Below are 8,154 nucleotides of genomic sequence, written 5' to 3'. Positions count from 1 at the left end.
GGTCATGCCTGGCGACAACGTGTCGATCACCGTCAAGCTGATCAACCCGATCGCCATGGAAGAAGGCCTGCGCTTCGCCATCCGCGAAGGCGGCAAGACGGTTGGCGCCGGCGTGGTCGCCAAGATCATCGAGTGATGTGATTCGGAGGGGTATAGCTCAATTGGCAGAGCGTCGGTCTCCAAAACCGAAGGTTGTAGGTTCGATTCCTACTGCCCCTGCCACCTGAACCCAGGTGGTTTCCCGAAAAAGCCCGTCACTTGCCTGACGGGCTTTAGCGTCTGAACGACGCACGTGTTTGATTGCAGCATTAGGGCCGAAATGGCGACTTCGCAAGTTGAAACTGTCAGTACCGGCGCGGACAAGGCCAAGTTGGCCGTGTCTGCGGCGCTTGTCATTGCGGCGCTGGCTGGCTTTTACCTGCTGGGCAAGCAGGGCCAGGTGGCGCAGTGGGGCGCACTGATCGTCGGCGTCGCGGCTGCCGTGGCGCTGTTCTTCAGCAGCGAACCCGGCCGCCAGCTGATCGCCTTCGGCCGCGATGCCTGGCGCGAGGTCAAGAAGGTCGTCTGGCCGACGCGCAAGGAATCCATGCAGATGACGGCGTACGTGTTCGCCTTCGTCGTGGTCATGGCCTTGTTCCTGTGGTTCACGGACAAGACCTTGGAATGGGTCCTGTACGACCTCATCCTGGGCTGGAAGCGATAAATGACTGACGCAGTGGAATCTCCCGCGACGGACGCCGTGCCGGGCCCGGCCAACCCGGATTTCCGGTGGTACATCGTCCATGCCTACTCGGGCATGGAGAAGGCTGTCGAGCGCAACATCACCGAGCGCATCAACCGTGCCGGCATGCAGTCCAAGTTCGGCCGCATCCTGGTGCCGACCGAAGAGGTGGTCGAGGTCAAGAACGGCCAGCGCCGCACGACCGAGCGCCGCTTGTTCCCGGGCTACGTGTTCGTCGAAATGCTGATGGACGACGAGTCCTGGCACCTGGTCAAGCACACCAACAAGGTGACGGGCTTCGTCGGTGGCGCCAAGAACCGGCCTGCGCCGATCTCCGAAGAAGAGGTCGTCAAGATCGTCAGCCAGATGCAGGAAGGCGTGGAGAAGCCCCGCCACAAGGTCGAATTCCTCGTCGGCGAGTACGTGCGCGTCAAGGAAGGTCCCTTCACCGACTTCAACGGTTCGGTTGAAGAAGTCAACTACGACAAGAACAAGGTCCGCGTGTCCGTCACCATCTTCGGCCGTGCGACCCCTGTCGAACTGGAATTCAGCCAGATCGAGAAGACTTGATTCTGGGCGCTGGACGGCTGTCCGGCCCTGACGGCACCGCGCTTTTCGACTCGGCGCGGCCGCTGTGTGCTAGCAAGAGTCTTCACCCCCGGGGAGCCGAGGCGGCCTGCACAGGCTGACCGACGCGCAAGTACCCGCAAGGAGTTCATTCATGGCGAAGAAAATCGTCGGCTTCATCAAGCTGCAAGTGCCAGCTGGCAAGGCCAACCCGTCCCCCCCGATCGGCCCGGCGCTGGGTCAGCGCGGCCTGAACATCATGGAGTTCTGCAAGGCGTTCAACGCCCAGACCCAAGGCGTCGAGCCGGGTCTGCCGCTGCCCGTGGTGATCACCGCGTTCGCGGACAAGAGCTTCACCTTCGTCATCAAGACCCCGCCCGCGACGGTCCTGATCAAGAAGGCCGTCAAGCTGGACAAGGGTTCGGCCACGCCGCACACCGTCAAGGTCGGCAAGATCACGCGCGCGCAGCTCGAAGAGATCGCCAAGACCAAGCTGAAGGACATGAACGCCGCGAACGTGGATGCCGCTATCCGCACGCTGGCCGGTTCCGCCCGTTCCATGGGCATCACGGTGGAGGGCGTCTAAATGAGCAAGCTGACCAAGAAGCAAAAGTCGCAGCAGGGCAAGATCGACAGCACCAAGCTGTACGCACTGACCGACGCGCTGGCCATCGTCAAGGAAGCCGCCACCGCCAAGTTCGATGAATCGATCGACGTGGCCGTGCAGCTGGGCATCGATGCGAAGAAGTCCGACCAGGTCGTGCGGGGCGCCGTCGTGCTGCCCAACGGCACCGGCAAGACCAAGCGCGTCGCCGTGTTCGCCCAAGGCGCCAAGGCCGAAGAAGCCAAGGCCGCTGGCGCCGACATCGTCGGCATGGACGACCTGGCCGCCCAGGTCAAGGCCGGCGACATGCCCTTCGACGTGGTCATCGCCGCGCCGGACGCCATGCGCGTCGTCGGTACGCTGGGCCAGATCCTGGGCCCGCGCGGCCTGATGCCGAACCCCAAGGTCGGCACCGTGACGCCCGACGTGGCCACGGCCGTGAAGAACGCCAAGGCTGGCCAGGTCCAGTTCCGCGTCGACAAGGCCGGCATCATCCACGGCACCATCGGCCGCCGCTCGTTCGACGCGGACAAGCTGCAAGGCAACCTGGTGGCCCTGATCGATGCGCTGACCAAGGCCAAGCCGGCTTCCAGCAAGGGCCTGTACCTGCGCAAGGTGGCGGTCTCGTCGACGATGGGTGTGGGCGTCCGCGTGGACACCCAGTCCATCTCGGCGTAATCGCAAGAAATTTGGGGCGTTCCGCAAGGGCGTCCCAAGGTGGTGGGCCGGATGGTTGCAAAGCCGCCCGGGCCATCCAAGACCGTTGGTGTCCCCTCGCAGGGACTTAATCGCGCAAGCAGCCAACGCAGATGGCGATCCCGCTGCAGATGGATAGATTCCTGAACAGTTGGTCGCTGCAAGAAGGCGTGTCGGAGGGCTTCGGTCCGAAGACACAAACAAAGGAGTAGACCTTGAGTCTTAATCGCAGTGAGAAAGAAGCGGTCATCACCGAAGTGACCGGGCTCGCCGCTCAAGCTCAAACGCTCGTGATGGCGGAATACCGTGGCATCACGGTCGCTGACATGACCCGTCTGCGCTCTGCAGCCCGCAGCAACGGCGTGAGCCTCAGTGTGTTGAAGAACACGCTGGCCCGCCGTGCCGTGGCCGGCAGCGCATTCGAAGTCGTGGCCGACCAGATGACCGGTCCGCTGATCTATGGCTTCTCCGCCGATGCCGTGGCCGCCGCGAAAGTGGTGTCCGAGTTCGCGAAGACCAACGACAAGTTGGTCATCCGCGGCGGTGCATTCGGTGGCAAGGCCCTGGACGTCAACGGCGTCAAGCAACTGGCGAACATCCCTTCGAAGGAAGTCCTGCTGGCCCAGATCTGTGGCCTCTTGATGTCCCCGATCTCGCGTACGGCCGTTGTGCTGGGCGCGCTGGCGGCCAAGAAGGGCGAAGGCGCAGAACCCGCAGCCGAGGCTCCCGCAGCCGAAGCCGCCGCAGCCTGATCGAACGATCGCGCGGCACAACCAACTTATTTAGGAAATCAAAATGGCATTCGATAAAGACGCATTCCTGACCGCCCTCGACAGCATGACGGTCCTCGAACTCAACGACCTGGTCAAGGCCATCGAAGAGAAGTTCGGCGTGAGCGCAGCCGCCATGGCCGCTCCCGCAGCCGGTGGTGGCGGTGCTGCCGCTGCAGCCGTCGAAGAGAAGACCGAATTCAACGTCGTGCTGCTCGAAGCCGGCGCGAACAAGGTCTCCGTCATCAAGGCCGTGCGCGAAATCACGGGCCTGGGCCTCAAGGAAGCCAAGGACCTGGTCGACGGCGCTCCGAAGAACGTCAAGGAAGGCATTGCCAAGGCCGACGCCGAAGCCGCCAAGAAGAAGCTGGAAGACGCTGGCGCCAAGGTCGAACTCAAGTAATTGCTTGGTTCGCCAAGGCTGGAGTGTCCGAAACGGGCCTCCAGCCTTTGGTGCTTGTGGGGCGTTGCAAAGCGCCCCGCTGGAGAAGGCAGCCGAAAGCGGTTCCATCCGCTTTCGAGTGTCTTTTGACTCGACTGCAAAAGACGACTTGGTACGGGCGATGTGCAATGCATCGCCGTCCGCCATAGGTTGGTAGTGGCCAGCCGCCAAGTTCACCGGGCAGGAGCATGCCCCGGTGCCTCAGTCGCAGGATTTGTATCCTCGCCCGGAGAATTCATGGCCTATACCTACACCGAACGAAAGCGCATTCGCAAGAACTTTGGCAGCCGCGACAGCGTGTTGGACGTTCCTTACCTGCTGCAGATGCAAAAGGACGCGTACACCGCGTTCCTGCAGGCGGACATCGTTCCAGCGAAGCGCGCGACCGAAGGCTTGCAGGCGGCGTTCGACGCGGCCTTCCCGATCGTCTCGCACAACGGCTACGTCGAGATGAAGTACGTCGAGTACAACCTCGCCAAGCCGGCCTTCGACGTGCGCGAATGCCAAACGCGCGGCCTGACCTTCGCCTCGGCCGTGCGCGCCAAGGTGCAGCTGATCATCTACGACCGCGAGTCGTCGACGCCGCAATCGAAGGTGGTCAAGGAAGTCAAGGAGCAGGAGGTCTACATGGGCGAGGTGCCCCTGATGACCGAGAAGGGCTCCTTCATCGTCAACGGCACCGAACGCGTGATCGTCTCGCAGCTGCACCGTTCACCGGGCGTGTTCTTCGAGCACGACAAGGGCAAGACGCACAGTTCGGGCAAGCTGCTGTTCTCCGCGCGCATCATTCCCTACCGCGGCTCCTGGCTGGACTTCGAGTTCGACCCGAAGGACATCCTGTACTTCCGCGTCGACCGCCGCCGCAAGATGCCGGTCACGATCCTGCTCAAGGCCATCGGCCTGAACCCCGAATCGATCCTGGCGAACTTCTTCGTCAACGACAACTTCCGCCTGATGGACAGCGGCGCGCAGATGGAGTTCGTCGCCGAACGCCTGCGCGGCGAAGTCGCGCGCTTCGACATCACCGACAAGACCGGCAAGGTCGTGGTGGCCAAGGACAAGCGCGTCACGGCGCGCCACACGCGTGACATGGAGCAGTCCGGCACCACGCACATCAGCGTGCCCGAGGACTTCCTGATCGGCCGCGTGGTCGCCCGCAACATCGTCGATGCCGACACCGGCGAGATCCTTGCCAAGGCCAACGACGAGCTGACCGAAGCGCTGCTGAAGAAGCTGCGTTCGGCCGGCGTGCAGGACCTGCCCGCGATCTACACCAACGAACTCGACCAGGGCGCCTACATCAGCCAGACCCTGCGCTCGGACGAAACCGCCGACGAGTTCGCCGCGCGCGTGGCCATCTACCGCATGATGCGCCCAGGCGAGCCGCCGACGGAAGACGCCGTGCAGGCCCTGTTCCAGCGCCTGTTCTACAACCCAGACACGTACGACCTGTCGCGCGTGGGCCGCATGAAGTTCAACGCCAAGGTCGGCCGCGACGAATCGACCGGCCCCATGGTGCTGACCAACGAGGACATCCTCGCCGTGGTCAAGATCCTGGTGGACCTGCGCAACGGCCGCGGCGAAGTCGACGACATCGACCACCTGGGCAACCGCCGCGTGCGCTGCGTCGGCGAACTGGCCGAGAACCAGTACCGCGCTGGCCTGGCCCGCATCGAGAAGGCCGTCAAGGAACGCCTGGGCCAGGCTGAGCAAGAGCCGCTGATGCCGCACGACCTGATCAACTCCAAGCCGATCTCCGCGGCGCTCAAGGAGTTCTTCGGTGCCTCGCAGCTGTCGCAGTTCATGGACCAGACCAACCCGCTGTCCGAGATCACGCACAAGCGCCGCGTCTCGGCCCTGGGCCCGGGCGGTCTGACCCGCGAACGCGCTGGCTTCGAAGTGCGCGACGTGCACGTGACCCACTACGGCCGCGTCTGCCCGATCGAAACGCCGGAAGGCCCGAACATCGGCCTGATCAACTCGCTGGCCCTGTATGCCCGCCTGAACGAATACGGCTTCATCGAGACGCCGTACCGCCGCGTGGTCGACAGCAAGGTCACGATGCAGATCGACTACCTGTCGGCCATCGAGGAAGGCAAGTACGTCATCGCCCAGGCCAACGCCGAGCTGAACGCCGAAGGCCAGCTGACCGGTGAACTGGTGTCCGCCCGCGAGAAGGGCGAATCCATCCTGGTCAGCGCCGAGCGCATCCAGTACATGGACGTGTCGCCCGCACAGATCGTCTCCGTGGCGGCCTCGCTCGTGCCCTTCCTGGAGCACGACGATGCGAACCGCGCGCTGATGGGCGCCAACATGCAGCGCCAGGCCGTGCCCGTGCTGCGCCCCGAGAAGCCGTTCGTCGGCACCGGCATCGAGCGCGTCTCCGCGGTCGACTCCGGCACCGTGGTCACGGCCCGCCGTGGCGGCATCGTCGACTACGTGGACGCCACCCGCATCGTGGTGCGCGTGAACGACGCCGAAGCCGTCGCCGGTGAAGTCGGCGTGGACATCTACAACCTGATCAAGTACCAGCGTTCCAACCAGAACACCAACATCCACCAGCGCCCCATCGTCAAACGTGGCGACCTGCTGGCCAAGGGCGACGTGGTGGCCGATGGCGCCTCCACCGACCTGGGTGAACTGGCCCTCGGCCAGAACATGCTGATCGGCTTCATGCCCTGGAACGGCTACAACTTCGAAGACTCGATCCTGATCTCCGAACGCGTGGTCGCCGACGACCGCTACACCTCGATCCACATCGAGGAACTGGTGGTCATGGCCCGCGACACCAAGCTGGGTGCCGAAGAAATCACGCGCGACATCCCGAACCTGGCCGAGCAGCAGCTCAACCGCCTGGACGAGTCCGGCATCATCTACGTGGGTGCCGAAGTCATGCCCGGCGACACGCTGGTCGGCAAGGTCACGCCCAAGGGCGAGACCACGCTGACGCCGGAAGAAAAGCTCTTGCGCGCCATCTTCGGCGAGAAGGCTTCCGACGTGAAGGACACCTCGCTGCGCGTGGACCAGGGCTCGCAAGGCACGGTCATCGACGTGCAGGTGTTCACCCGCGAAGGCATCCAGCGCGACAAGCGTGCCCAGCAGATCATCGACGACGAACTCAAGCGCTTCCGCCTGGACCTGAACGACCAGCTGCGCATCGTCGAGGCCGACGCGTTCGACCGGATCGAGAAGCTGCTGAACGGCCGCGTCGCCAACGGCGGCCCGCAGCGCCTGGCCAAGGGCACGAAGATCGACAAGGCCTACCTGGCCTCGGTCGAGAAGTTCCACTGGTTCGACATCCGCCCGGCGGAAGACGAGGTGGCAGCCCAGCTCGAATCGATCAAGAACTCGATCGAGCAGCAGCGCCACAGCTTCGACCTCGCGTTCGAAGAGAAGCGCAAGAAGCTCACGCAGGGCGACGAGCTGCCCGCGGGCGTGCTCAAGATGGTCAAGGTCTACCTGGCCGTCAAGCGCCGCCTACAACCCGGCGACAAGATGGCCGGCCGCCATGGCAACAAGGGCGTGGTGTCCAAGATCGTCCCGATCGAAGACATGCCCTACATGGCCGACGGCACGCCGTGCGACATCTGCCTGAACCCGCTGGGCGTGCCTTCGCGCATGAACGTGGGCCAGGTGCTGGAAGTGCACCTGGGCTGGGCCGCCAAGGGCATCGGCCAGCGCATCGGCGACATGCTGCAGCGTGAAGCGCGTGCTACCGAGCTGCGCGGCTACCTCGAGTCGGTCTACAACAGCGCCGGCCGCAAGGAAGACCTGGCCGAGCTGGACGACACCCAGGTGCTGGAGATGGCGCAGAACCTGTCGCAGGGCGTGCCCTTCGCGACGCCTGTGTTCGACGGCGCTGCCGAAGAAGACATCCGCGCCATGCTCAAGCTGGGCTACCCCGACGAGGTCGCCGCGGCCAAGGGCCTGACCGACACGCGCACCCAGGCCTACCTGTTCGACGGCCGCACCGGCGAGCGCTTCGAGCGCCCGACCACGGTGGGCTACATGCACTTCTTGAAGCTGCACCACTTGGTGGACGACAAGATGCATGCGCGTTCGACCGGCCCGTACTCGCTGGTCACGCAGCAACCGCTGGGCGGCAAGGCCCAGTTCGGCGGTCAGCGTTTCGGGGAAATGGAAGTGTGGGCGCTGGAAGCCTACGGTGCTTCCTACACCCTGCAGGAAATGCTGACCGTGAAGTCCGACGACGTCGTCGGCCGTACCAAGGTGTACGAGTCCATCGTCAAGGGCGAACACGCCATCGAGGCCGGCATGCCGGAATCGTTCAATGTGCTGGTCAAGGAAATCCGTTCCCTGGGCCTGGACATCGAGCTGGAACGCAGCTAATCAG

7 protein-coding genes, 1 tRNA gene and 1 pseudogene are annotated in these 8,154 nt (G+C 64.0%); all 9 read left to right on the top strand.

All coding sequences use genetic code 11. From position 1 onward, the window contains the following. A pseudogene (tuf, locus tag ASF44_RS30905) lies at window positions 1-136 on the top strand (elongation factor Tu); the annotation flags it as partial. A 10-nt stretch (window positions 137-146) separates the two neighbouring features. After that, window positions 147-222: transfer RNA gene (locus tag ASF44_RS09325), tRNA-Trp, on the top strand. 97 nt (window positions 223-319) lie between these two features. Further along, on the top strand, window positions 320-703 hold the full coding sequence (gene secE / locus ASF44_RS09320; RefSeq protein ID WP_056898940.1) for a preprotein translocase subunit SecE: 384 nt from the start codon (window positions 320-322) through the stop codon (window positions 701-703). After that, window positions 704-1,291, top strand: a complete 588-nt coding sequence (gene nusG / locus ASF44_RS09315; protein WP_056898939.1) for a transcription termination/antitermination protein NusG — start codon at window positions 704-706, stop codon at window positions 1,289-1,291. A gap of 151 nt (window positions 1,292-1,442) precedes the next feature. After that, on the top strand, window positions 1,443-1,874 hold the full coding sequence (gene rplK / locus ASF44_RS09310) for a 50S ribosomal protein L11 (protein WP_056898938.1): 432 nt from the start codon (window positions 1,443-1,445) through the stop codon (window positions 1,872-1,874). Continuing rightward, window positions 1,875-2,570 carry a 50S ribosomal protein L1 gene (rplA, locus tag ASF44_RS09305; protein WP_056898937.1) on the top strand — a complete coding sequence of 232 codons (696 nt, stop codon included), beginning with the start codon at window positions 1,875-1,877 and terminating at the stop codon, window positions 2,568-2,570. 233 nt (window positions 2,571-2,803) lie between these two features. Continuing rightward, window positions 2,804-3,340, top strand: coding sequence for a 50S ribosomal protein L10 (gene rplJ / locus ASF44_RS09300; protein ID WP_056898936.1), 537 nt, complete (start codon window positions 2,804-2,806; stop codon window positions 3,338-3,340). 43 nt (window positions 3,341-3,383) lie between these two features. Beyond that, the gene (gene rplL, locus ASF44_RS09295) at window positions 3,384-3,761 is read left to right on the top strand and encodes a 50S ribosomal protein L7/L12 (RefSeq protein WP_056898935.1); all 378 of its coding nucleotides are present in this window, start codon (window positions 3,384-3,386) and stop codon (window positions 3,759-3,761) included. Between the two features lie 276 nt (window positions 3,762-4,037). Further along, on the top strand, window positions 4,038-8,150 hold the full coding sequence (rpoB, locus tag ASF44_RS09290; protein ID WP_056898934.1) for a DNA-directed RNA polymerase subunit beta: 4,113 nt from the start codon (window positions 4,038-4,040) through the stop codon (window positions 8,148-8,150). The last annotated feature ends 4 nt before the right edge of the window (window positions 8,151-8,154 follow it).

The sequence above is a fragment of the Pseudorhodoferax sp. Leaf274 genome (assembly GCF_001422445.1).
Taxonomy (GTDB): Bacteria; Pseudomonadota; Gammaproteobacteria; order Burkholderiales; family Burkholderiaceae_C; genus Pseudorhodoferax.
Note: the sequence above shows the minus strand (reverse complement) of the source record. Positions and strands in the feature narration are given on the sequence as shown.